Here is a 23,623-nt window from a genome sequence, read left to right on the forward strand (position 1 = left end):
CCCGTGCCCGCGCCGGGTAGTCACCGCCGTGTCCGAGCCGCCGCTGTCGTTCCCGCCGATCGACGCGTACGCGTTCCTGTCCGACACGCACACCACGGCGCTCGTCGCACCGGACGGGGCGGTCGAGTGGTTCTGCGTACCGGACGCGGCGGGCGACGCGGTCGCGGCCCGGCTGCTCGACCGGGACACCGGCGGCCGGTTCACGCTCACCGTCGCCGGCTGCCCGGCGCCGCGGCGCCGCTACCGGCCGGACACGCTGGTGCTGGAGAACGACTGGGCCGCCCCGTCCGGCGCGGCGGCCGGCGAGGACCTGCTCGCGGTCCGGCCCGGCGCCGCCGACCGGCCGATCCACGCCGAGCGGGTGCTGGTGCGCCGGCTGCGGGTCACCGACGGTGTGCTGCGGGTCCGCGCCGAGCTGACGCCCCGCCCCGGGTACGGGGCACGCCCGGTGCGCTGGCGGCGCGACGGTACCGGCTGGCACGCCGACGGCACGCCGCTGCGGCTGCGCACCGACCTGCCGGTCACCGTCGAGGGCGGCACGCTCGTCGCCGAGGCGGAGCTGCGCGCCGGGCAGGACGCCACGCTGCTTCTCGGGTACGCCGACCCGGTGCCCGCCCTCGCCGACGCCGAGGAGCTGACCGAGCGGACCGCCGACAGCTGGCGGGCGTGGTCGGCGCGCGGCGACTACACGGGCTTCGCGGCCGGCGCGGTCCGGCACAGCGCCCTGGTGCTGCGCGGCCTGTCCTACGACGAGACCGGCGCGCTGCTGGCCGCCCCGACCACATCGCTGCCCGAGGAGATCGGCGGGGTCCGCAACTGGGACTACCGCTTCACCTGGCACCGGGACGCGGCGCTGCTGCTGCTCGCGCTGTTCCGCCTGGGCCACGCCGAGGAGGGCCGCCGCTATCTGCGGTTCCTGCTCGGCATCTGCGCGCGGCAGCATCCGCTCGCGCCGCTCGTCGGCATCCACGGCCACGCCACCGAGGAGCGTGAGCTGCCGCACCTGTCCGGCTACGCCGGCTCGGCGCCGGTGCGGGTCGGCAACGAGGCGGCGAACCAGATCCAGTTCGACACGTACGGGCACATCCTCGACGCGGCGCTTGCCTACCAGCTGCTCACCGGCGAGCTGACCGGCCCGCAGTGGGCGCTGCTGCGGCGGCACGTCGAGACCATGGCGGAGCGCTGGCGGGAACCGGACCACGGGGTGTGGGAGATCCGCGGCCCGTGCCGGCACTACGTCTACTCGAAGGTGATGACCTGGGTCTGCCTGGACCGGGGCATCCGCCTCGCCGGGCTGCTCGGCGACGGCGCCGCGCCGGTGGACCGGTGGCGCCGGGAACGTGACGCGCTGCACGCCGAGGTGCTCGACCGCGGGTACGACGAGCGCGCCGGCAGTTTCGTCATGGCGTACGGCGGGACCGAGCCGGACGCCTCGCTGCTGCGGATGCCGCTCGTCGGGTTCCTGCCCGGCGACGACGCCCGGGTGGTCGCCACCGTCGAACGGATCCGCGCCGACCTCGCCGTCGCGCCCGACCTGATCCGGCGCTACCGGGCCGACGACGGGCTGCCCGGCACCGAGGGGGCGTTCCTGCTCTGCTCCTTCGAGCTGGTCTCGGCGCTGGTACTGGCCGGCCGGCACGGCGAGGCGCGGGACATCTTCGACCGGCTGGCCGGCCGGGCCGGGCCGCTCGGCCTGCATCCGGAGGAACGCGCGCCCGACGGCACGGCGCTGGGCAACTTCCCGCAAGCGTTCACCCATCTGGCACTGATCGAGGCTGCGCTGAACCTGGACTCGGCGGGCGACCGGGACGCGCTGCACGCGTGGGCGGAACGGTCAGCGGCCGCGGCGGCGTGACCGGCACCCCGCCGGGAACCAGCGCGCCCCTCCCGACGACTATCCCTGTATGGCGTGTGAGCAGTGGCGGGAAATCCTGTCGGCACAGCTGGACGGTGAGGCGTCCCGCTCGGAGATCGAGGCGGCCGAGGCGCACCTGACCGGCTGCGCCGGCTGCCGGGGCTGGTTCGACTCGGCCGCGGCGGTCACCCGGCGGGCCCGTACGCAGCTCGCCCCGCGCGTACCCGACCTGGTCGACGCGGTGCTCGCCGCCGCGCCGCCGCCCCGGCCGAGCCGCCGCCAGCGGATCGCGCTCGGACTACGCGGGGCGCTCGGGTTGCTCGGCGCGGTGCAGCTCGTGCTCGGGCTGGCCCAGATCGGCCGGGAGGCGGTCGTCGCGCACGCCCACACCTCCGGCCAGCACCTGTGGCACGAGTCGGCGGCGTGGAACGTAGCAGTCGGCGCCGGGTTCCTCTACGTGGCGGCACGCCGGACCACGCCGTCCGGCCTGCTGCCGATGCTCAGCGCGTTCGTCGCCACGCTGGTGCTGCTGTCGGTGAACGACCTGATCACCGGTCAGGTCGCGATGACCCGGCTGGTCAGCCACGGCTTCCTGCTGGTCGGCTGGGCCGTGATGCTGGTGCTGTCCCGGCCGGGCTGGCGCCCCGGCGACACGCCGCCCGGGCGGGGCCGGTCGAGCGGATCGCGGTGGGCGCTGCGCACCGAGGAACCGGCCGCGCCGGCGCCGCTGCGGCTGGTGCAGCCGGGCCCGTACCCCGCACAGGCCCGCAACCGGCGCGCGGCCTGACGCGCGGTGCCGCGCGGGGCCTGAACCGCCGGACGGCCGGGGCTCGCGGGTGTCAGCGGGCCCGGCGGTCACGGACGTCGCCGGACCAGGCGGCGGCCAGGTCCTCCCGGGCGCGGGCGACCCGGGACCGGATCGTGCCGACCGGGCAGCCGCACACCTCGGCGGCCTCGGCGTAGGACAGGCCCAGCACCTGGGTGGCCACGAACGCCTCCCGGCGGTCCGGGGCGAGCGCCGCGATGAGCCCGCGCAACACCACCCCGTCGTCCCCGCCGCGGGTCACCGCCCCGGCCGCCTCGGCGGCGGCCTGCCAGTCCGCCAGCGCGGCCGTGCGGGGCCGCGCGGTCGCCGCCCGGACGTGGTCCACCGCGACCCGGCGGGCGATGGTGAAGACCCAGGTACGCGCCGACGACCGGCCCGCGAAGCCGGGCAGGCTGCGCAGCGCGCGCAGGAACGTCTCCTGGGCCAGGTCGTCGGCCTCGGCCGGCCCGGCCAGGTGGGCGAGGAACCGCCACACCGGCGCCTGGAGGGCACGGACGAACGCGGCAGCGGCCAGCCGGTCACCACGGGCGGCGCTCCGGGCCCACCCGGTCACCTGCTCGTCGTCGGCGTCCGGGCTCATCCTCGGCCGGCCCGCCGGCCCGACATCGTCATGCCCGACGGTACGGATCCGCTGCCCGCTCGGTTCATCCCTGGCGTCCCTCCTGCCACCGGGCCTGACTGTCGGCGACCTCCGGTTGGTCGGCCGGCGGGCGGGAAAAGTTCCCGAACCGGGTCAGTCGTCGTCGACGGAGACGGTGACCGGCCCGACCCGCAGGACGCCGTCGGTGAGCGGCGCGCAGCGCACACCGCCCCGGCGACGCATCGCCTTCCAGGTGCCGGGCGCGACCACCACGTCGAGCCAGGCGCACGGCGGCGCGGCCCGGTGCACCCGCAGGCGGACCGGACCGTCGCCGGAGTCGAGCGTGAGCACCCGGCCGACCAGCTCGTCCACCGGGATGCCGTCGGTCAGCACGTTGCGCCGCAACTGGGTGAGGTCCGCCCCGGGCGGCAGCGACTCCCGCGCGATCAGCGTGACGCTCGCCTGCCGGTGCGCCGGGCGGCCGAAGTAGCGGTCCCCGACGATGCCGAGCCCGGCGCGCACCTCCACCCGCTCGACCAGTTCACCGGGCGGTGCGGGGGCGGGCCCGTCCGCGGGGCGGCCCACGTACCGGTGCACGGGCGAGGCCAGCAACTGGACGATCCGCGGCATGCCCCGAAGTGTAATCGCGGGCATACCACCAACAAAACGGACGATAGCCGCGCTCACGTATCCGCGGCTTACGCAGGGCGTTGTACCAGGTGTGACGGCGAGGCGACCCGACGCGATCGGGGCTCATCCCCGGCGGCGGCTGGCCTGGGCGCGGCGCGAGAACGAGCGCCGGCGCCAGGCGTACGAGACGGCGGCGCGGGCCTGGCGGCGGCGCGCGGAGCACCTCGACCGGCTGCGGATCGAGGCGGCCGGCTTCCACGGGTGCGTCCTGGCCGGCACCCCGCTACCGGTGCCGCTGGACGACGGTGAGGTCGTCTACCGCATCCTGCCCACCGTCGACCTCGTCGAGGCCACGGCCCGGCACCTACCCGGACTGCCGGTGCCGGACGGCACGCTCGCCGGATGTCTCGACCCGGCCGAGGGCCCGCTACCGGCCGGGCTGCGCGTGATCGCCAGCGGCGCCGCCGTGGTGACCGACCGGCGGGTCGCCTTCACCGGGCCCGGCGTCGGCCGGGAGTGGCCCCTGCCGACTCTGCGCGGACTCGGGCACCACCCCGGCCGTCCGGTCACCCTGCTGCACGGCACGGACGGCGGCGCACCGGCGGGTCTGCGCGTACCGGCGCCGGGCGCGGCGAACGCCCGGTTCTACCTCACCCTGGCCCACGCCGACGCCACCGGTACGCGCACCGTGGTGGTGGAGGACGTCGAGGCGCTGTGGTCCGCCCACCGGGCCGCCCGGCCCCGCCCACCCCGGCCACTCGGGCCGTGGGACGCCCCCGCCGAACGGGCGCTCCCCCAGCGGCTGGCCGCGGCGGGCGTCGCAGCGATGGCCGTACTGCTGGGCGTCACCTCCGCCGGCACCTGGACCGCGACCGCCGGGCAGACCGACCCGGCAGCCCGAACCGCGACCCACCCGGCGACCGCACCCCCACCGGCCGTTTCGTCAGTGCCGCCCGTGGCGACCCCGGTCAACCCGTCGTCTCCCCCCGCGTCCCGGCCGCCCCGGCCCGCGCCGCGACCTCCGGCCGCCGGTTCGGGTGATCGGGTCCCCACCACCGCGCCACCTGCCGCCGGATCCCCGTCGACGCACGTGAGCGGCCGTACGCCCGTGATCGTCGAATCGTCCGGCCCACCCGCCGCCGGTCCGGCGACGCCGGCGCCGAGCGTGAGCCCGACGGCTGATCCGGTTCCGACCGGCGAGCCCGATCCGACAACCGAGCCGAGCCCGTCCGCCGCATCCGCCGAGCCGAGCGTCCTGGACCTGGTGGGCCTGCACCTCGGCCTGGCCGTCGGTTCCGGCGCAACAGCCCAGCAAGACGCAACCCTCCCCTGACCCCGCCCCACGCTCGCCGCTCTCCCACTTCCCCGCCGTCCCGCCCTCGCGGTCACCCCGCCTCACCCTCGCCGTCGATCTTGCACTTCGCGCCCCGCAGATGCCGGATTAATCCCGCTTTAGGCGGGCCGCAAGTGCAAGATCGCGGGAACGAAGGGCGAGGGGCGGGTGGGGTGGGGGGTCAGGGGGTGTGGGGGGTCAGGAGGTAGTCGCCGTCTTCTGGGCTCCAGCGCAGCTCCACCGCGCCGCCCGTCGCGGCCGCCTTGCAGAACTGCAGGAAGCTGCGATATCCGAGCTTCTTCTCGCTGAAGTCGGGCCGGGCCCGCCGGAGCTGGTCCTTCAGCCCGGACAGCGCGACCGCGCCGCCCTCGCCGGCCAGGTCCACCACCACTGATCGCAGCAGCCCGAACGCGACGTCGCGGTCGCCCTGTTCCGGAAGCGACACCTCCGGGTCGCCCTTCGCCGGCCCCGCCGCCAGCTCCACCACGTTGCGCGCGGCGAGGTGGCGCAGCAGCTCGCCGAAGGTACGGAAGCCGTAGTCGGACTCGCTGAACGTCGGGTCCTTACGCAGCAGCGCGCGCTTGAGCGCGGACGCGGTCACGTCACCGCTGGAGCTGCCCTGCATGCCGGCCACCGTCTGCACGAGCTGGACGGCGAGCGTGTCGACGTCCCGGGCCCGCCCCTCCTCGGCCGCAGCGGCTTCCGGCGCGACCTCCGCCACCGGTTCCGCCACCGGTTCCGCCACCGGCCCGGGCGGCGCCGTCCGGGCCGGACGCGACCGGCGGGCGGACGGCGGCGGCACGTCGACGCCTTCGAGGCGGTCGTAGTAGAGGAACTCGTCGCAGGCCGGCGGCAGCAACGCCGAGGTGGACTTCTCCACCCCCACACCGATCACCCGCTTGTTGAGTTCGCGCAGCTTGTGGACCAGCGGGGTGAAGTCGCTGTCGCCCGTGCAGATCACGAACGTGGAGATGTAGCCGCGCTCGAACGCCAGCTCGACCGCGTCCACCGCCATCTTGATGTCCGCGGCGTTCTTGCGGGAGGCGCCCATCCGCTGCGGGATCTCGATCAGCTCGACGTGCGACCGGGTGAGCATCCGCCGGTCCTCGTCGAAGTACGACCAGTCCGCGTACGCCCGGCGCACCACCACCCGCCCCCGCTCGGCGAGCGCGTCGGCGATCGGCCGGAAGTCGAACGCACCACCACCGTGGTGGTCGCGTACGCCCAGGGCCAGGTTCTCGTAGTCGAGGAACAGCGCGATCCGGTCTTCGTGATCCACACTGGCAGCCTAGCCCGGCCGGACCGCCGCGCCGGTCAGCGCCGCTCGTCGCGGTAGACGGTCTCGCGGCGGGCCAGCCGCTGGATCGCGTAGCTGCTGACCAGGAGCAGCAGCGCCAGCACCACCTCGACGCCGGCCACGGTGCCGCTGGCGACGGTGAGCCCGAGCAGCAGCAGGATGAGCCCGACGACGGCGAGCAGGCCCGCCAGCAGCATGCGGTTACGCCGTCGCGCCGACCGCTGCGCGTCGTCTGCGCTCACGCTGCCCGCCTCTCCCCGCCGGCCCCCTGTGCCGATCGTAGGCGCTCGTCACGGCCCCGGTGGCGGGTTGGCCCCGCCGGCACGGTCCCGGCGGCGAAAGCCACGCCGACACGGCCGGGCGGGCCGACAGCGCGAGGACACCGGCGGGTGGCCGACAACGCGCCCACCCGGCACGGCGGGCGGCACCGCACCGATGTGGCGCGGGGCCGGACGCTCAGGCGTCCGGCCCCGGTCACGGCGGTCAGTGGATCGGCAGCGCCATCGGCTGCTTGTCCTCGCCCGTCTCGCCGTCGAGCAGGTGCGACGGCTCACGCCGGCGCGGCAGGAAGGCGGCCGGGACGAAGGTGAGCAGCACCAGCCCGAACGCGACCCAGAACGTGGTCGAGAAGGCGCCCGCGGCGTAGTCGAGCCCCCGCTCGATGAGCGACGGCGGCACCGGGAACTGCTGGATCAGCTCGGGCCGCTGCTGTGCGGCGATGGCGAGCTGGGATTCGGTCAGCGGGGCGCCGGTGCCCGGGTCAGTCACGCCGGGGATGGGCCGCGAGCCGTTCAGCTCGCTGGTGAGGATGACCGACATGATCGCGGCGCCGATCGATCCGCCGATCTGCTGGAGGATGTTGACCAGCGTGGAGCCGCGCGCCACCTCGGCGGCGCTGAGCGTCTTCAGCGCCGAGGTCATGATCGGCATCATCGTGCCGCCCATGCCGAGGCCCATCACGAACAACGAGCCGCAGAGCAGCCAGTACGAGGTGTCGGTGCCGAGCTGCGTGAAGGTGAAGAACCCGGCCGCGATGAGCACCAGCGCGAAGGGCACCGTCCGGCCGACCGGCACCCGGTCGGCGAGCGTGCCCGCGATCGGCATGGTCAGCATGGCGCCGATGCCCTGCGGCGCGATCAGCAGGCCCGCGGCGAGCGTCGTCTCACCCCGCACCTGCAGGAAGTAGCTCGGGAACAGCAGGCCCGCGCCCATGAACGCGATGATGAACACGAACATGGTGATCGAGGCGATGGTGAGGTTGCGGTTGCGGAACAGCCGCAGGTCGAGCAACGGATGGCGGGGCCGGAACGAGTAGGCCACGAAGGCGACCACGAGCGCGCCGCCGGCCAGCATCGGCAGCCAGACCTTGGTGTCGGCGATCGTGCCGGTCTCGGGCAGCGTGGAGATGCCGTACAGGAACAGGGCCAGACCCGGCGACAGCATCAGCATGCCGAGGAAGTCGAACGCCTGGGACGGCTCGGCGTTGTCCTTCGGCAGCGCGAGCTGGGCGTAGATCAGCGCCACCACGCCGATCGGCAGGTTGATCAGGAAGATCCAGTGCCAGCTGGCGACGTCGATCAGCCAGCCGCCGAGGATCGGGCCGGTGATCGGGCCGAGCAGCATCGGGATGCCGAGCACTGCCATCAGGCGGCCGATGCGGTGCGGGCCGGCGGCCCGGGTCATGATCGTCATGCCGAGCGGCATGAGCATGCCGCCGCCGAGGCCCTGGACCACACGCCAGGCGATCAGCTCGCCGATCGAGTCGGCGGTGGCGCAGAGCCCGGAGCCGATGGTGAACAGCGCCAGCGCCACCATGTAGAGGCGTTTCGTGCCGAACCGGTCGGCGGCCCAGCCGCTGAGCGGGATCACCGTGGCCAGCGCGAGCGTGTAGCCCGTCATGGTCCACGCGACGCGCGCGTACGAGGCGTCGAACTCGCTCTGGAACGTCGGGAGCGCCACGCTGACGACTGTCACGTCGAGGATCGACATGATCGCGCCGAGCACGACGACGCCGGCCACCTTGAGCACCGCGGCGTCGAGCTTTGTCGACGTCGCGACGGGTTGCTGGGTCACTAACGGTCTCCTGGATCCGGTTCGGCTGCCGAAGGCGGTGGGGGTCGCCACGCACCGTCCGGGCGCGGGCGGAACGCGCGGCGGGGCGACGTCCGGCGGGAAGCCTAACCACGACCGGCGACAGACCGGGGCGGATTATGCCGACGGACGAGGCGTCCCGGGCCTGCGCACGGCCGTACGGCGGGCCGGCGGCTCACGGAAAAGGGCGGTTGCGCGCCGATTCGTGAACCTCGGCGGGCCAGTGGGCGCGACGTCGACGTGACGAAGGTCATGGCGCGTCCGGGCAGCTCCGGGGCGTGCGGGCGCGCCGTTTCAGCCCATCCGGCCCATCAGTTCGATCTCCGCGGTCCGGGAGCGCTCGATCCGGCGGGCCAGCTCGCGTACCCGGTCGCTGGTGCCGGCGGCGACCTGGGCGCGGGCCAGGTCGGCCGCGGTGCGCTGGTGCCGGCTCAGCACGTCGACCAGCACGCGGTCGGCGTCGGCGGGCGCGGCGGCGCGCAGCCGGGCCAGTCCGGCGGCGGCGTCGCTGTGCCCGGAGTGGTCGTGCCGGGCGGCCGCGGCGGCGGCCGACGGCCCGGCGTCGCGCAGCCATTCGCGCATGGTGGCCAGTTCGTCGGTCTCGGTGGCCCGCACGGCGGCGATCAGCGTGCGGATCCGCGTATCGGTGGCGCGGTCGAGACCGAGCCGCACGATCTCCAGCGTCTGCTCGGTGTGGGCCACCATCATGGCCAGGAACAGCGCGTCGATCCCGCTGACCGTGGTGTCCGGGGCCGAGGCCGTGGCGGACGGGACCGGCGGGGACGGATCGGCCGCGGGCGGGCCGCCGCAACCGGCCAGGGTCAGCACCACGCCGAGCAGGGCCGCGGACGCGCGGCGGAGCCGGGGACCGGCCGGCTCCGCCGCGCGGGTACGCGGGCTCAGATCTGCTGCCACAGCGCCGGCACGTTCGGCGGCTCCCAGCCGGCGATGGCGGTGTGCGCCTGGCGGCAGCGGTAGCTGCGGCCGTCGTAGGTGACCGTGTCACCTACCTGGTACGCCCGTCCGGCCGTCCACGTGCCGCCCGGCGCCGGCGTGCTGGTCCGGGTGGGCGTGGGCGAGGGCGCGGGGGTGGTCGGCGCCGCCGTCGGCGTGGGCGACGGGGTCGGGTTGCCGCCACCGCCGCCGATCTGCAGGTCGACGCAGGAGTAGAAGGCGTTGGCGGTGTCGGAGATGTTCCAGATGGCGAGCAGTTTCTGCCGGCCGGAGAAGCCGCCGAGGTTGACCGTGTGCGACACGGTCGCGCCGGGCTGACGGCCACCGCCGTCGACCACGGCGACCCGGGTGCCACCGATCCAGTACTCCCAGTTGGCGGTGGCGTGGCGGGCGGTGTTGACCCAGGTGAACGTGACGGTGCTGCCGACCGAGGTGGCCGGCCAGTTGCGGCTGTCGTCGTTGAGGACCGCGAACTGGGCGATGCCGGCGTGGCAGCTGCGCAGGCCCTTGGGGCCCTCGACGCTCTGCGGCTCGTACTTGATCTGGCCGCAGTCGGGCACCCGGTTCTGCGCGCACAGCGCCTGGCGGCTGGGCGGTGAGGAGACGTAGCCGTGGGCCTGCGCGGGCGCGGCGAGCGCCAGCGTGCCGGTCACGGCGCCTGCGGTGAGCAGCGGGAGGGTGATTCTTCGACGCATGGTGGCAACTCCTTCGGGGGGAACGGAAGGTGCCCCGAACATAAATTAAACATTGTTTACAGTAAAGACTCCTGTCTATAAATTAAGCCCTGCACTGCCCGGCGCCGGGCGTATGATCCTCGTCGATGGCTCGCCGCGCGGAGCCGATCGTCGTTCCTGGGCATCCCGCCGCCGCCAGGCGTCCGGGAGGACGACGCAGACCGGGCATCGCCTCGTCGTCCCACTCCCCGGAGGACACCCCCGCATGAGGAGAACCACCGCGTTCGCGGCCAGCCTGCTCCTGCTCGCCACCGCGCTCAGCACCGTCGGCGGACCGGTCGCCGCCGCCGACCCCACCGACCCGGTCACCGTCACCGTGAACACCCGCGCCGGGCTGGCCACGGTCCCGGAGACCGCGCTCGGCGTCAACCACGCCATCTGGGACTCGCAGCTCGGCAGCGCCGAGACGTCCGACCTGCTCAAGGCCGCGGGTGTGAAGATGCTGCGCTACCCCGGCGGCTCGTACGCCGACATCTACCACTGGGAGACGCACACCGCGCCCGGCGGCTACGTCGCGCCGAACACCGACTTCGACACGTTCATGGCCGGCGCCCGCCGCGTCGGCGCCCAGCCGATGATCATCGCGAACTACGGCACCGGCACGCCCGCCGAGGCCGCCGCCTGGGTCCGGTACGCCAACGTCACAAAGGGCTACGGCGCCAAGTGGTGGACCGTCGGGAACGAGAACTACGGCAACGGCCACTACGGCTCGGCCTGGGAGGCCGACGACCACCCGGACAAGAGCGCCGCCCAGTACGCGCGGCTGGTGGTCGAGTACGCCGACGCGATGAAGGCGGTCGACCCGAGCATCAAGGTCGGCGCGGTGCTCACCATGCCCGGCAACTGGCCGGACGGGATCACCGCCGGCTCCGACCCGGGCCCGTGGAACCAGACCGTGCTCTCCCTCGCCGGCCCGAAGATCGACTTCGTGGACGTGCACTGGTACCCGGGCGGCAACGCCGCCGACTCGCTGGCCCGGACCAACCACCTGCCCGACGCGGCCTGGCTGCTGCGCCAGCAGATCGCCAGGTACGCCGGCCCCGGCGCGGACCGGATCGGGATCAGCTTCACCGAGCTGAACGTGGACGCCGGCCGCACCACCGCGCCCGGCGCGCTGTTCCTGGCCGACGCCTACAGCGGCCTGCTGGAGCAGGGCGTCTTCACGGTGCAGTGGTGGAACGTGCACAACGGCATCGGCACCGTCTCCGAGGTGGCCGGGCAGACCGACTACGGCGACTTCGGGATGCTGTCCAGCGGCAACTGCACCAGCGACGGTGAGGTGTGCCAGCCGGCGTTCAACACCCCGTTCGCGCCGTACCACGCGCTGTCCATGATGAACCTGTTCGCCCGGCCCGGTGACCAGCTCGTCCGCGCCGGGACCGACGAGCCGCTGGTCGCCGCGCACGCGGTCCGGCGGCCGGACGGCAGCGTCGCGGTCCTGCTGCTCAACAAGGACCCGGACAACGCCCACCCGGTGGCACTCGACTACGCCGGTTTCACCCCGGCCGACGAGGCCCCGACAGTGCACACGCTCGCCAACGGCGCGACCGGGATCAGCACCGGCCGCTCGGGCAGCGCCACCGTGCGCACGCTGCCGCCGTACTCGCTGACCACGCTCGTGCTGCGACCGGCCGGCAGCTCGGCCGGGCGGCCCGGCGCCCCGGGCCGGCCGACGGCGGGCGCGGTGACCGACCGTGCGGCGACCATCTCCTGGCCGGCGGCCACGCCGGGCGCGTCCCCGATCGCCAAGTACGAGGTGCACCGGCAGTACGGCGCGGTGAGCGAGCAGCTCGGCGAGACCGCCGGCACGTCGCTGACGGTGGGCAACCTCGAACCGGGCGCCCGCTACACGGTCAACGTGCTCGCCCGGGACACGGCCGGGCGGGTCTCCTGGTCGTCCCCGCCGCTGACGTTCGCCACCGGCAGCCCCGCCGAGAGCTCCTGCGCGGTGCGGTTCAACGACGACAACGACTGGGGCAACGGGTACGTGGCGAACGTCGAGGTGATCAACACCGGCGCGAAGGCCGTCGACGGCTGGACGCTGACCTGGACCTGGCCGACGGCCTGGCAGCAGGTGAGCAGCGGGTGGAGCGCCACCTGGGACCAGCAGGGCCGCAACGTCCGGGTGACGCCCACCGCCGACAACCGGCGGCTCGCCGCCGACGGCGGGAGCACGACCGTCGGGTTCGTCGGCGCGTACAGCGGGCCGAACGTGCCGCCGGGCGCGTTCCGCCTCAACGGGACGGTCTGCACGCTGCGCTGACCGGCCCTCAGTCCCGCCCGGGAGGGCGCAGCCGCGCGTCGGCCGCCGCCGGGACCCGCGGGTTCCGGTGGTGGCCGGCGCGGCGCGGCGCCGGCACCACGTGCGGGCGCACCGGTCCGGCTGCCTCGACGAGCGCGGGCCGGTCCGGCGCGGGCCGGGGCAGCACGGCCAGGATCGCCACGAGCAGCGCGACCGAGACGAGGCCGTCGAGCCAGTAGTGGTTGCCGGTGACCACCACCACGAGCGCTGTCGCCAGGGGGTGGAGCAGCCAGAGCCAGCGGAGGCGTCCGGTGGTGACCGCCATCAGCGCCAGCGCGATCGCCAGCGCCCAGCCCACGTGCAGCGACGGCATGGCCGCGTACTGGTTGCTGAGCTGGTCGGTGTCGGGCGGTCCGTAGACGCTCGGGCCGAACCGGGTGCCGGTGTCGACCAGACCGGTGAGCTCGGTCAGCCGGGGCGGCGCGAGCGGGACGCACACGTGCAGCACCAGCGCCACCGCGGTCAGCGCCGCCAGGGCGCGCCGCAGCCGCAGGTAGTGGGCCGGGCGGCGCAGCCAGAGCCAGACCAGGCAGAGCACGGTGGCCGGGAAGTGGACGAAGGCGTAGTAGCTGTTCGCCAGCCGCATCAGGATCTCGTGCGACAGCAGCGGCCCCTGCACCGCCGCCTCGGCGGGCAGGCGCAGCAGTCGCTCCAGCCGCCAGATCCACTCGCCGTTGGCGAGCGCCACCTCGGCGTGGTCGGCCACCACCTGCCGGCCCGCCTTGTAGGCGAGGAAGAGCACGGCGACGAGCGCCAGCTCACGCGCGGCCCGCCGCCATGCGGCCAGGCGCGGCGGCGCGGCCCGCGTGATGTCCACGACTCCTCCTTCGGTGCCTAATGGCACGGATCAGGGCCGCCGCCGGGGTCGGCGACGGCCCTGGGGGTACGGGCTCAGCGGCGGGCGCGTTCCTCCCGCCCGGCCGAGTCCACGCTCACCTCGTCGAAGGCGGGCGCGCCGTCGACGGCGTCCGCTCCCACCGCCACCGACCGGCCGGTGTCCGGCAGGTCGAGGCTGGAACGCAGGGTGACCGGGCGCAGCAGCAGCGCCGCCACGATACCCACCACCGCGATGGCGGCCGAGATCAGGAAGATGTGCCCCGTTGCGTCCCCGTACGCGGCCCGCACGATCTGCCGGACCGGCTCGGGCAGCGCGTCGAGGTTGAGCGTGCTGCCGCCGCCTCCGCCGGAGGCGGGGATGCCGGCCGCGGCGAGGTCGTGAGTGATCCGGTCGGTGACCCGGCGGGCCAGCACCGCGCCGAGTACCGACACGCCGATGGTGCCGCCGAGCGAGCGGAAGAACGCGACGCTGGCGCTGGCCGCGCCGATGTCCTTGAGCGCGACGGTGTTCTGCACCGCGAGCACCAGGTTCTGCATGGTCATGCCGACGCCGACGCCGACGATGAACATGGCGAGGCCGACGAAGACCAGCGAGGTCTCGTGGTCGATGGTGCCGAGCATGGCGAACCCGACGACCAGCACGACCGCGCCGAACACGATGTACGGCTTGATCTTCCCGGTGGCCGTGATCATCCGGCCGGCCACGATCGAGGAGATCAACACGCCGACCATCATCGGGATGGTCAGCAGACCGGCCTCGGTCGGGCTGTAGCCGCGGCCGATCTGGAAGTACTGGCCGAGGAAGACCGCGCCGCCGAACATCGCCATGCCGACCGCGAGGCTGCCCAGGATCGCCAGGGCGGTGGTGCGCTCCCGGACGATGTGCAGCGGCACCACCGGCTCGGCGGCTCGCGCCTCCACCCAGACCGCGAGCGCGAGCAGCAGCACCGCGCCGCCGACCATGGCCCCGGTCTGCCAGGAGGCCCAGGCGAACGAGTCGTCGACGAACGAGATCCAGATCAGCAGCACGCTGACGCCGGCGGCGATGAGCGTGGCGCCCAGATAGTCGATCTTGACGTTCTTCCGGCGCACGGTGGGCAGGTTCAGGGTGACCTGGAGCAGGAACAGCGCGACCACCGCGACCGGTACGCCGACGAAGAAGCACCAGCGCCAGCCGAGCCAGGAGGTGTCCACGATCAGGCCGCCCAGCAGCGGGCCGCCGACGGTGGCCAGCGCCATGACGCCGCCCAGGTAGCCGTTGTAGCGGCCCCGCTCACGCGGCGGGATCATGGCCGCGATGGCGACCTGGACCAGCGCCTGGAGACCGCCGACGCCGATGCCCTGGAACGCGCGGGCGGCGATGAGCTGCCCGGCGCTCTGCGCGAAGCCGGCCGCGATCGACCCGACCAGGAACACCACGATGGCGATCTGGATCAGCAGCTTCTTGTTGAACAGGTCGGCCAGCTTGCCCCAGATCGGGGTGGTCGCGGTGGCGGTGAGCAGGGTGGCGGTGACCACCCAGGTGTACTGCGTCTGCGAGCCGTTGAGCGCTCCGATGATCTTCGGCAGGGCCGTCGAGACCACGGTGCTGCTCAGCATGGCCACGAAGAGCACGAGCAACAGACCGCTGAGCGCCTCCAGCGTCTTCCGCTTGCTCATCGGGGCGGCCTCAGCCGTCACGGTGGGTGCGCTCATGCGCGCGTCCTCCAGATGTGTCGATGCGGGTTGGCCGCTTCGTTGCCTCAAGCAATCAACACTAAACCTTGCCCGTCGGGCAACTTTGCCCATTGAGAAATGGGTCACCTAGGCTTGTCGCATGGAGGAGTGCACCGGGCTGCGCGAGCGGAAGAAGGCGGCCACGCGGCAGGCGCTGCACGAGGCGGCGCTGTCGCTCGCCGTCGAGCACGGCCCCGACCGGATCACCGTCGAGGCGATCGCCGACGCCGCGAACGTCTCCCGGCGCACGTTCTCCAACTACTTCAGCGGCAAGGAGGAGGCCCTCTTCCACGGCGACACGCTGCGGCTGCGCCGGCTCCTCGCGCTGGTCGCGCAACAACCGCCGCAGCTGCCACCGTGGGCCGCGCTGACCCGGGCCGCCCTGGCCCAGGCCGAGGACGGTTACGACGACCCGGCCGAGCCCTGGCTCAACCGGCGCCGGCGACTGCACGGTCACCCGAGCCTGGCCGCCCACCAGGTCGCCGCGTACGCGGCGCTGGAGCGCGAGATGGCCGCGGAGCTGGCCCGCCGGGTGACCGGACCGGACGCGGCGTTGCGGGCCCGGATCATCGCCGCGACGTTCCTCGCGTCCCTGCGGATCGCCGCCCACGAGTGGCTGGAGCGCCCCGGGCGCCCGTTGCGCGACGTGCTGCGCGACGTGCTCGCCCTAGCCGCCCCGGCTGCCGGCTGAGCACTCCCCCGCCCGCCGCCCGGTCGGACCGGTGGAATGGCCGGCGAAAGCGGCACCCTGCCTGACCTGGGCTGACAGACTCGCCCGGTGGGTGGCGACCGGTGGCGCAAGGGGCTCGGGCCGGCGACCGGCGTCGCCCCCGCCACCCGGGTCGACCGGTTCGAGATCTTCTTCGACCTCGTCTTCGTGGTGTCCTTCTTCATCATCACGCGGGCCACCGCCGCCAACGTGACCCCCGGGGAACTGCTGCACGCGCTGCTGGTGCTCGCCGTGCTGTGGTGGTGCTGGGTGGTGCACAGCGCGGTGGCCGCCCGGCTGCGCCTCGGCGAGGGCTTCGTGCCGATCCTCATGGTGGTCGGCATGATCGCGCTGTTCACGTTCGCGCTCGCGTTGCCGCAGACGTTCGGCGACCTGCAACAGGGCAGCGCCGGGCCGATCCTGGTCACGATCAGCTATGTGGTGATCCGGGCCGTGCACACCGCGCTGTACTGGTACGCCACGCGCGACGACCCGCCGGCCCGGCACAAGCTGCGGCTGTTCCTGCCCGAGGCGCTGGTCACCGCCACCCTGCTGCTGGTGGCGGCGCTGCTGCCGCCGCGAGTGTCCCCGGAGGTCGGCCCGTGGCTGCGCGACGGACTGTGGATCGCCGTGGTGGCCATCCAGTACAGCAGTGGTCTGCTGGCCGGCACCGACGGCTGGAAGATCACCTCGGCCGAGCACTGGACCGAGCGGTACGACCTGATCCTGATCATCGCGCTCGGCGAGTCGGTCATCTCGGTCGGCGTGGGCGGCAACCTGCTCGGCCAGCCGGTGACCTGGCCGGCGATCCCGGCGGCGATCTTCGGCATCCTGTTCACCGCCGCGCTCTGGTGGGCGCACTTCGACATGATCGGCCCGGCCGCCCGGATCGCGCTGCACGCCACCCAGGGTCACGCGCGGGTGGCGCTTGCCCGCGACGCGTACGCCTACCTCTACCTGCCCATGATCGCCGGGGTGATCCTGTTCGCGATCGGCGCCGAGGAACTGGTCCGCATCGTCACCGACCCGGCCGGCGGCCCGATGGAGCGCGGCCACGGCCCGGCGGTGCCGCTGCTCTTCGGTGGCGTGCTCGTCTACTTCGCCGCGAACATGGCGTTCCAGTGGCGCGCGCTGCGGACGCTGTCCTGGACCCGGGTCGGCGCCGTGGTCCTGCTCGCCGTGGCGCTGCCGGTCGGGCGGCACCTGCCGGCGCTCGGCGCGCTGGGTCTGCTCACCGCGATCTGCGTGGCGCTCGTGGCGGCCGAGCTGGTGATCTTCGCCGATTCCCGGATCGCGTTGCGCCGGCTCATGCACGAGGAGAAGTCGAGCGCCGAGGAGAGCGAGGCCGCCTGGCGGGCCCGCTGGCACGACGGCGGCGACAGCGCCCCGCACCAACCTTGACACAGGCCCTAGAGTCTCCGCGTGATCGAGATCGTCACCGAGGTCGACCTGTTCCACCCGCCCGCCCGGACCTGGCGGGCGTTGACGGAACGCGCGCTGCTGGCCAAGTGGTTCACCGACAGCGCGCCCGGGTCCGACCGGTGGATCCTCGCCACCGCCGCGCTGCCCGGCTACGACACCGACACCGAGGTCGAGACCGTCGAGCTGCGCGCGCCGCACCGGCTGGTCGTCCGCTGCCGGGAGGCCGACCGGGCCACCCGCCTGGCCTGCGACCTGGCCCCCACCGCACACGGCACCCGGCTGTCCGTACGCGAGGTGCTCGAAGAGGGCGACTGGGACGCCGACGCCCGCGCCGAGCAGCACGAGCAGGCGGTCACCGGACGGCTGCCGGCCATTCTGGACTGGCTGGCGTTCCAGAACGTGGACCTGCGCCGGGCCGAGGGCGGGCTGACCGCCGAACTGCCTGTGGTCCGGCTGCTCGGCGACGAACCCCGCCGGCCCGGACGGCGCCGGGCGCTGCTCGCGGCGGGCGCGGTCACGCTGCTGGCCGCGGCAGCCGGAGCAACGGTATGGACCACCGGCGACGAGCCGCCCGCCCCGGCCGCGCCGGCCCCCACGACGTCACTCGTCATGCCGTCCACCGCGACGCCCTCCGCGCGCCCCACGACCGCGCGGCCCACGCCCAGCGCCAGCCGCCGCAGCGAGTCGCCCTCGCCGACGCCGTCACCCACCCCCAGCCGTACGCCGAGCGCGACGCCCTCGACCGTGGCGGCGACGCCGCTGAGCGCCACCTACGAGACGGTGAACGACCGGATCTTCGGCTACCGGGGCGAGGTGGTGCTGCGCAATCCCGGCCCGTCACCGCGTCCGGGCTGGACGGTCACCGTGACGCTGCACGAGGGCGCCACTGTGGGCAGTGTCAGCGGAGCCGAGGCCACCCAGGACGGCACCGTGGTCACCTTCACCGGGGGCGCGTTGCCGGGCGGCGAGTCCGCCACCATCCGCTTCGACGTACGCGACCCGGACCCCCAGCACGACGCCCCCGTCGCGTGCACCGCCGACAACACCCCCTGCACCCCCGCCTGACGCCCCCACCCTTCTCCCCCTCCCCTTTTACCCCGTTGATCATGAAGTTAGGCCGCGGACTTGTCCGCATTGGACGCGGTCAACTTCATGATCGTCGCGTCCGGGGCGGGCGAGTGGGGGCCGCGCTGATTCGGTGGGTGCGGAAATGAGTTGTTGAGCGCATGGGAGCGCTCCCGTAACATCCCTGACGCGGCTGTTAACGCTCACAAAACAATCGCCACCGCCAATGCCAGAGCCGCCGCCCCCGCAGGAGGTCAATTCATGTCCAGATCCAGGTCAGTCAATGCCATATTGGCGTCGGCCGGCGCCGCGCTGCTCGCGTCGGCGTCGGTCGCCGTGGCGCAGCTGCCCGCCGGGGCCGCCGCCGCGGGCTGCTCCGTGAACTACGCGATCTCGTCGCAGTGGCAGGGCGGCTTCGGCGCCAACGTCACCATCACGAACCTCGGCGACCCGGTGTCGAGCTGGACGCTGACGTGGTCGTTCGGCGCCGGGCAGACGGTGACCCAGTCGTGGAACACGAGCCTGACCCAGAGCGGGTCCGCGGTCACCGCGCGCAACGTCGACTACAACGGGTCGATCCCGACGAACGGCAACACGTCGTTCGGCTTCAACGGCTCCTGGACCAGCAGCAACCCGGTGCCGACCAGCTTCGCGCTCAACGGCGTGACCTGCACCGGCGGCACCACGCCGACCGGCGGCCCGACCGGCTCACCCACCACCGCGCCACCCACCACGGCACCGCCGACCACGGCGCCACCCACGACGCCGCCGCCGGGCAACACCTGCAGTCTCCCGTCGTCGTACCGGTGGTCCTCGACCGGCGCGTTGGCGCAGCCGCGGTCGGGCTGGGTGTCGTTGAAGGACTTCACGGTGGTGCCCTACAACGGGCAGCACCTGGTCTACGCCACCACCCACGACACCGGCACGAGGTGGGGGTCGATGAACTTCGGTCTGTTCTCGAACTGGTCGCAGATGGCGTCGGCCAGCCAGAACGCGATGTCGTCGGGGACCGTGGCGCCGACGTTGTTCTACTTCGCGCCGCGCAACATCTGGGTCCTGGCGTACCAGTGGGGACCGACCGCGTTCTCCTACCGCACCTCCAACGACCCCACCAACCCCAACGGGTGGTCGTCGGCGCAGCCGCTGTTCACCGGCAGCATCTCCGGCTCCGGCACCGGCCCGATCGACCAGACGCTGATCGCCGACGACCAGAACATGTACCTGTTCTTCGCCGGTGACAACGGCAAGATCTACCGCTCCAGCATGCCGATCGGGAACTTCCCCGGCAGCTTCGGCTCCAACTACACCACCATCATGTCCGACAGCACGAACAACCTGTTCGAAGCCGTGCAGGTCTACAAGCTGCAGGGCCAGACCCGCTACCTGATGATCGTCGAGGCCATCGGCTCGCAGGGCCGCTACTTCCGCTCGTTCACCGCCACCAGCCTGAACGGATCGTGGACGCCGCAGGCGGCCACCGAGTCCAACCCGTTCGCCGGCAAGGCCAACAGCGGCGCCACCTGGACCAACGACATCAGCCACGGCGAACTCATCCGCACCACCGCGGACCAGACCTTCACCGTCGACCCCTGCAACCTCCAACTGCTCTACCAGGGCCGCTCCCCCAACTCCGGCGGCGACTACGGCCTCCTGCCCTACCGCCCCGGACTGCTCACCCTCCAGCGCTGAGCCGGACCGTCCAGGAAGGAAGGTCGCATGAGAAGGCACAGAACGACCCGTACCGCGGTGTTGTCGGCCGGCGCGGTCCTGCTGGCGTCCACCGCGATGGCCGCGGCGCTGCCGGCCGGAGCGGCAGCCGCCGGATGCGCGGTCACCTACGCCGTGTCGTCGCAGTGGCAGGGCGGCTTCGGCGCGAACGTGACGGTCACCAACCTCGGTGACCCGGTCAACGGCTGGACGCTCACCTGGTCCTACGCCGCCGGCCAGACCGTCACCCAGGCGTGGAACGCCACAGTTACCCAGAGCGGAGCGGCGGTGACCGCCCGCAACGTCGACTACAACGGGTCCATCCCCACGAACGGCAGCACGTCGTTCGGGTTCAACGGGGCCTGGACCAGCAGCAACCCCGCGCCGACGAGCTTCGCGCTCAACGGGGTGACCTGCACCGGCGGCACGACGCCCACGTCGCCGTCCACCTCGCCGTCCACGTCACCGACGAGTTCGCCGACCACCTCGCCCAGCACCCCGCCGCCGACCGGGGCGGCGGACATCACCGTCAACACCGCCAGCCGCTACCAGACGATCGACGGGTTCGGCGCCGCCGTGTCGATCTGGGGCGGCGCCTGGTCGACGGCCGAGACGCAGACGCTCGTCGGGCTCGGCCCCAACCAGCTCGGCCTGTCCATCGTGCGTACCGGCATCTCGCCGGTGTCCGGCGAGTGGGGCACCCAGGTCAGCGCGCTGCGCACGGCGAAGTCGTACGGGTCGAACGTGAAGATCATGGCGTCGCCGTGGACCGCCCCGGCGGCCTGGAAGACGAACAACAGCCGGATCAACGGTGGCAAGCTGCGCACCGACTACTACGACGACTACGCCAACCACCTCAACAGCTACGTCCAGTACATGCGCAACCAGGGTGTGACGATCGACGTCACGTCCGTGCAGAACGAGCCGGACTGGCACCCTGACTACGACTCGATGGACTGGAGCGGCACCGAACTCCAGACCTTCGTGCGGGAGCAGGGCGCCAAGGTGCAGAACACCAAGCTGATGGTCGCCGAGGCGGTGAACCTGAACTACGGCTACACCGACCCGACGCTCAACGACGCGGCCGCCCGCAACAACATCGGCTACATCGGCGGACACCTCTACGGCACCGAGGCGTCCGGCCGGCTGAAGCCGTACACGCTGGCGCAGCAGTACAACAAGCCGGTGTGGATGACCGAGTGGAACCTGCACGAGGCCGACGGCGGCGGCTCTAACATCTGGGGCAACCCGGCCAACGCCGCCGCGTGGAACGAGACGCTCGACGACATCATGCGCACCGTGCACAAGTCGATGGAGTCGAACTGGAGCGCGTACGTCTGGTGGTACGGCAAGCGCTACTACTCGTTCATCGGTGACGGCGAGTCCGCGTACGGCACCGTGGCGGGCGCGCCGCTCAAGCGCGGGTACGCGTTCTCGCAGTACGCGAAGTACGTGCGTCCCGGCTACCAGCGGGTCGCCCTGACCAAGAGCTCCAAGGCGTCGCCGCTGGAGGTGACGGCCTATCAGGGCGACGGGAAGGTCACGCTGGTGATCCTCAACCGGTCCACCAGCGCGGTGAACAACGCGATCATCCAGGCGCCGCAGAACGTCAGCCGGGCGGAGTACGTGGCCACGTCGCAGAACGCGAGCGCGGCGAGCCAGCCGGTCGGCGTGAACGGCAACCAGGTCACCGTGAACGTCGGCGCGCGGAGCATCTCCACCGTCGTGCTCACCCTCTGACCGGGGACACGCAACAAGGGCGGGGGCGGCCGGATCGGCCGCCCCCGCTCGTGTGTGACGTGCTAGCTGGCGTACGTCTCGAACTCGCCGACTCTCGGCGTACCGCTGGAGCTGTTGATCTTGAAGTTGATCTTCTTCAGCGAGGTCGCACCGAAGGTGATCTGGCCGGCCCCGCTGCCGGAGGCCAGCACCGCGCCGGTGTCGTTGTTGACGAGCTGCCACGACCCGATCGAGCCCGAGGTGCCGGACGGCTCGCGGATGACCACGCGGGACACGGTGGTGGCCGAGCCCCACTTGATCGAGACCGTGCCGGTCGACCCGGACGGCGACCAGTACGTGCTCAGGTTGCCGTCGCGCACGTTGCCGTAGCTGGTGCCGTCGGCCTTGCTGGACCCGTCCGCGCCGGCACCGGAGACGAGGCTCAGGTTGGTCCCGCCGGACGGCGGCGGGGTGGTCGTCCCGGGCGGCGGCGTGGTCGGTGCGGGCGTGGTCGGCCCCGGCGTCGTCGGCGCCGGGGACTGCGGCGTGCAGTTGCCGTCGGACACCCGCAGGCCGGTGTTCGCGCCCGCCGTCTGCCGCACGATGTCCGGCACACAGCTCGCCGCGTCGAGCCGGTACGAGTACGGGACGCTCACGGTGGTCGTCGACGTCACGTTCGGCCCCGCCGGGTAGTTGTCGGTCCCGGGCGAGGACCAGGTCACGTTGTCGAAGATGTTGCCGCCGACCTGCCAGGTACCGCGCTCGCTGGTGTAGAACGTGCCGAGCACGTCCTTGGAGTTGCGGAAGTAGTTGTTGTCCACCTTGGCCCGTGCGCCGGCCCGGGAGTTGATGCCCGACTCGTGCAGCCCGTTGTAGTGGTTGTTGAACATGTGGGCGATCCCGCCGCGCAGCAGCGGCGTACGGGAGTCGATGTTCTCGTACAGGTTGTGCTCGAACGTGATGTAGCCGTTGCCGCGGTCGCTCTCACTCGATCCGATCAGGCCACCGCGGCCGGAGTTGCGCAGGATGCTGTACGACAGCGTCACGTACTGGGTGTCGTCCTTCATGTCGAACAGGCCGTCGTAGCCCTCCGACTCCCCGCCGGACGCCTCCAGCGTCACGTGGTCGACCCAGACGTTACGGACGCTGCTCTCCATGCCGATCGCGTCACCACCGTTGGAGGTGGGCGAGCCGGACTTCTTGACGTTGCGCACCGTCACGTTGCGGATGATGATGTTGCGGGAGTCGCGGATGTGGATGCCGAGCTGGTCGAAGACGGCGCCGCTGCCCACCCCGATGATGGTGACGTTGCTGATCTGCTTCAGCTCGATCACGCCGTCGGCGGTGTTGCAGCTCGATCCGGAGACCTTGCTGGTGTTGCCGTGGTTGATGGTCCCGGTCACCTCGATGATGATCGGGGTGCTGCTGCTGGCCCGGCCGCAGAGCGCGGCGTGGATGGCGGTGCCGGTGGTGGCGCGTACGGTCTGCCCGCCCGCGCCGCCGGTCGTGCCGCCGTTCTGGGTGGCGTAGCCGGTGGCGCTGCCGGCCGCCGCCGACGCCTGCGGGGACGGCAGCGCCACGGCGACGGCGATACCGACGACCGCCGTGGCCAGTGCCGCGTGGAGTCGCAGCGCGACTGGTCTTCTCATGTCGCCTCATTCCTTTTTCGAGCACGCGGGAATTGCCGCCGAGCCGCGGCAGCAACCGAATGGGAATAGTGCGGAGCCGCGACGCGATCAGGCGCGTCGCCGGCGGATGTCGTTCATCTGCGATGCCCGGGCCGCAAACGAAACATCGATGTAACGCGATCGTATGAAAGCGCTTTCGCTCAGGGCAAGAGGTAGCG

The 23,623-nt window shown here is 72.8% G+C and carries 19 protein-coding genes; 9 read left to right on the forward strand and 10 right to left on the reverse strand.

Going from position 1 to position 23,623, the window contains the following annotated elements; translation table 11 throughout:
- Positions 1-28 precede the first annotated feature (28 nt).
- Positions 29-1,855, forward strand: a complete 1,827-nt coding sequence (locus A8711_RS27105) for a glycoside hydrolase family 15 protein (RefSeq protein ID WP_199744102.1) — start codon at positions 29-31, stop codon at positions 1,853-1,855.
- Between the two features lie 49 nt (positions 1,856-1,904).
- Complete coding sequence (locus A8711_RS27110; protein WP_043324265.1) at positions 1,905-2,642, forward strand: zf-HC2 domain-containing protein; 738 nt, start codon at positions 1,905-1,907, stop codon at positions 2,640-2,642.
- 52 nt (positions 2,643-2,694) lie between these two features.
- Here A8711_RS27110 and A8711_RS27115 read toward each other — a convergent pair whose 3' ends face one another.
- Together A8711_RS27115 and A8711_RS27120 are read right to left on the reverse strand one after the other, a co-directional pair.
- The gene (locus A8711_RS27115; protein ID WP_043324268.1) at positions 2,695-3,261 is read right to left on the reverse strand and encodes a sigma-70 family RNA polymerase sigma factor; all 567 of its coding nucleotides are present in this window, start codon (positions 3,259-3,261) and stop codon (positions 2,695-2,697) included.
- Positions 3,262-3,414: 153 nt separating this feature from the next.
- On the reverse strand, positions 3,415-3,891 hold the full coding sequence (locus tag A8711_RS27120; protein WP_043324270.1) for a molybdenum cofactor biosysynthesis protein: 477 nt from the start codon (positions 3,889-3,891) through the stop codon (positions 3,415-3,417).
- A gap of 91 nt (positions 3,892-3,982) precedes the next feature.
- On the opposite strand from A8711_RS27120, the gene A8711_RS27125 reads away from it, so the two are divergent.
- Positions 3,983-5,224: a hypothetical protein gene (locus A8711_RS27125; RefSeq protein WP_255365709.1), complete on the forward strand. Its 1,242-nt coding sequence runs from the start codon at positions 3,983-3,985 to the stop codon at positions 5,222-5,224.
- 181 nt (positions 5,225-5,405) lie between these two features.
- On the opposite strand, the gene A8711_RS27130 is transcribed toward A8711_RS27125, so the two are convergent.
- The 5 genes from A8711_RS27130 to A8711_RS27150 all read right to left on the reverse strand — a co-directional run bounded on the left by A8711_RS27130 (position 5,406) and on the right by A8711_RS27150 (position 10,261).
- On the reverse strand, positions 5,406-6,503 hold the full coding sequence (locus A8711_RS27130; protein WP_069089760.1) for a PIN domain-containing protein: 1,098 nt from the start codon (positions 6,501-6,503) through the stop codon (positions 5,406-5,408).
- A gap of 35 nt (positions 6,504-6,538) precedes the next feature.
- Positions 6,539-6,763, reverse strand: a complete 225-nt coding sequence (locus A8711_RS27135; protein ID WP_064446063.1) for a DUF3040 domain-containing protein — start codon at positions 6,761-6,763, stop codon at positions 6,539-6,541.
- 241 nt (positions 6,764-7,004) lie between these two features.
- Positions 7,005-8,594, reverse strand: a complete 1,590-nt coding sequence (locus A8711_RS27140; protein WP_043324274.1) for a DHA2 family efflux MFS transporter permease subunit — start codon at positions 8,592-8,594, stop codon at positions 7,005-7,007.
- Between the two features lie 312 nt (positions 8,595-8,906).
- Entirely contained in the window at positions 8,907-9,527 is a 621-nt protein-coding gene (locus tag A8711_RS27145; protein ID WP_069089761.1) for a DUF305 domain-containing protein, read from the reverse strand.
- Positions 9,512-10,261, reverse strand: coding sequence for a lytic polysaccharide monooxygenase (locus A8711_RS27150; protein WP_043324278.1), 750 nt, complete (start codon positions 10,259-10,261; stop codon positions 9,512-9,514). Before A8711_RS27150 ends, A8711_RS27145 begins: the two co-directional genes overlap by 16 nt.
- Before the next feature lie 244 nt (positions 10,262-10,505).
- Between A8711_RS27150 and A8711_RS27155 the strand changes: the two genes are divergently transcribed.
- Entirely contained in the window at positions 10,506-12,563 is a 2,058-nt protein-coding gene (locus tag A8711_RS27155; RefSeq protein ID WP_069089762.1) for a cellulose binding domain-containing protein, read from the forward strand.
- A 7-nt stretch (positions 12,564-12,570) separates the two neighbouring features.
- Here A8711_RS27155 and A8711_RS27160 read toward each other — a convergent pair whose 3' ends face one another.
- A complete protein-coding gene (locus A8711_RS27160) occupies positions 12,571-13,419 on the reverse strand; it encodes a phosphatase PAP2 family protein (protein WP_069089763.1) in 849 nt (282 codons plus the stop codon).
- Between the two features lie 74 nt (positions 13,420-13,493).
- Positions 13,494-15,134, reverse strand: a complete 1,641-nt coding sequence (locus A8711_RS27165) for an MDR family MFS transporter (protein WP_069089764.1) — start codon at positions 15,132-15,134, stop codon at positions 13,494-13,496.
- 121 nt (positions 15,135-15,255) lie between these two features.
- On the opposite strand from A8711_RS27165, the gene A8711_RS27170 reads away from it, so the two are divergent.
- The 5 genes from A8711_RS27170 to A8711_RS27190 all read left to right on the forward strand — a co-directional run bounded on the left by A8711_RS27170 (position 15,256) and on the right by A8711_RS27190 (position 21,798).
- Positions 15,256-15,846: a TetR/AcrR family transcriptional regulator gene (locus A8711_RS27170; RefSeq protein WP_069089765.1), complete on the forward strand. Its 591-nt coding sequence runs from the start codon at positions 15,256-15,258 to the stop codon at positions 15,844-15,846.
- A gap of 87 nt (positions 15,847-15,933) precedes the next feature.
- The gene (locus tag A8711_RS27175) at positions 15,934-17,265 is read left to right on the forward strand and encodes a low temperature requirement protein A (protein ID WP_069089766.1); all 1,332 of its coding nucleotides are present in this window, start codon (positions 15,934-15,936) and stop codon (positions 17,263-17,265) included.
- Between the two features lie 21 nt (positions 17,266-17,286).
- Positions 17,287-18,351, forward strand: a complete 1,065-nt coding sequence (locus A8711_RS27180; protein ID WP_064446069.1) for an SRPBCC domain-containing protein — start codon at positions 17,287-17,289, stop codon at positions 18,349-18,351.
- Positions 18,352-18,612: 261 nt separating this feature from the next.
- Positions 18,613-20,040, forward strand: coding sequence for a non-reducing end alpha-L-arabinofuranosidase family hydrolase (locus tag A8711_RS27185; RefSeq protein ID WP_069089767.1), 1,428 nt, complete (start codon positions 18,613-18,615; stop codon positions 20,038-20,040).
- A 27-nt stretch (positions 20,041-20,067) separates the two neighbouring features.
- The gene (locus A8711_RS27190; protein ID WP_069089768.1) at positions 20,068-21,798 is read left to right on the forward strand and encodes a cellulose binding domain-containing protein; all 1,731 of its coding nucleotides are present in this window, start codon (positions 20,068-20,070) and stop codon (positions 21,796-21,798) included.
- A 62-nt stretch (positions 21,799-21,860) separates the two neighbouring features.
- Here A8711_RS27190 and A8711_RS27195 read toward each other — a convergent pair whose 3' ends face one another.
- A complete protein-coding gene (locus tag A8711_RS27195) occupies positions 21,861-23,426 on the reverse strand; it encodes a polysaccharide lyase family 1 protein (protein ID WP_069089769.1) in 1,566 nt (521 codons plus the stop codon).
- Positions 23,427-23,623: the final 197 nt, after the last annotated feature.

The organism is Micromonospora sp. II (genome assembly GCF_001709195.1).
GTDB lineage: Bacteria > Actinomycetota > Actinomycetes > Mycobacteriales > Micromonosporaceae > Micromonospora > Micromonospora chalcea.

Coding starts and splice junctions, on each gene's coding strand:
- A8711_RS27170 (WP_069089765.1), top strand. CDS start 15,256: ATGGAGGAGTGCACCGGGCTGCGCGAGCGGAAGAAGGCGGCCACGCGG.
- A8711_RS27150 (WP_043324278.1), bottom strand. CDS start 10,261: ATGCGTCGAAGAATCACCCTCCCGCTGCTCACCGCAGGCGCCGTGACC.
- A8711_RS27185 (WP_069089767.1), top strand. CDS start 18,613: ATGTCCAGATCCAGGTCAGTCAATGCCATATTGGCGTCGGCCGGCGCC.
- A8711_RS27115 (WP_043324268.1), bottom strand. CDS start 3,261: ATGAGCCCGGACGCCGACGACGAGCAGGTGACCGGGTGGGCCCGGAGC.
- A8711_RS27195 (WP_069089769.1), bottom strand. CDS start 23,426: ATGAGAAGACCAGTCGCGCTGCGACTCCACGCGGCACTGGCCACGGCG.
- A8711_RS27120 (WP_043324270.1), bottom strand. CDS start 3,891: ATGCCGCGGATCGTCCAGTTGCTGGCCTCGCCCGTGCACCGGTACGTG.
- A8711_RS27110 (WP_043324265.1), top strand. CDS start 1,905: ATGGCGTGTGAGCAGTGGCGGGAAATCCTGTCGGCACAGCTGGACGGT.
- A8711_RS27165 (WP_069089764.1), bottom strand. CDS start 15,134: ATGAGCGCACCCACCGTGACGGCTGAGGCCGCCCCGATGAGCAAGCGG.
- A8711_RS27190 (WP_069089768.1), top strand. CDS start 20,068: ATGAGAAGGCACAGAACGACCCGTACCGCGGTGTTGTCGGCCGGCGCG.
- A8711_RS27155 (WP_069089762.1), top strand. CDS start 10,506: ATGAGGAGAACCACCGCGTTCGCGGCCAGCCTGCTCCTGCTCGCCACC.